General features: G+C 64.1%; 1 protein-coding gene. It reads left to right on the top strand.

Going from position 1 to position 415, the window contains the following annotated elements; genetic code table 11:
• Nucleotides 1–30: 30 nt before the first annotated feature.
• Nucleotides 31–415: transketolase C-terminal domain-containing protein (locus ACFV20_RS37310; protein WP_385665671.1), on the top strand; the 385-nt coding region annotated here is incomplete at its 3' end.

Below are 415 nucleotides of genomic sequence, written 5' to 3' on the forward strand. Positions count from 1 at the left end.
ACCCACACCTCCGGGCTACGGGTGGTGGCCGTGTCCAATCCGCAGGACGCCTACACCATGATCCAGCAGGCCATCGCCTCCGATGATCCCGTGCTGTACTTCGAGCCCAAGCGCCGGTACCACGACAAGGGGGACGTGGACGAGGGTCTGGACCTTTCTGCTGCCTTGCCCCTTGACAAGGGAGCAGTGGTGAATCCCGGCTCGGACGTCACGCTGGTTGCCTATGGTCCTCTCGTGAAGACGGCTAAGGACGCTGCGCAGGCTGCTGCCGATGAGGGCACATCCGTGGAAGTTATCGACCTCCGTTCCCTGGCTCCCGTGGACTATCCCGTGGTTGAGGCCTCCGTTCGCAAGACCGGCCGCCTGGTCATCACGCACGAGGCCGGGCAATCGGGTGGACTGGGCGCCGAAATTG

Origin of the sequence: Streptomyces sp. NPDC059696, from assembly GCF_042733745.1 — a bacterium.
Lineage (GTDB): Bacteria > Actinomycetota > Actinomycetes > Streptomycetales > Streptomycetaceae > Streptomyces.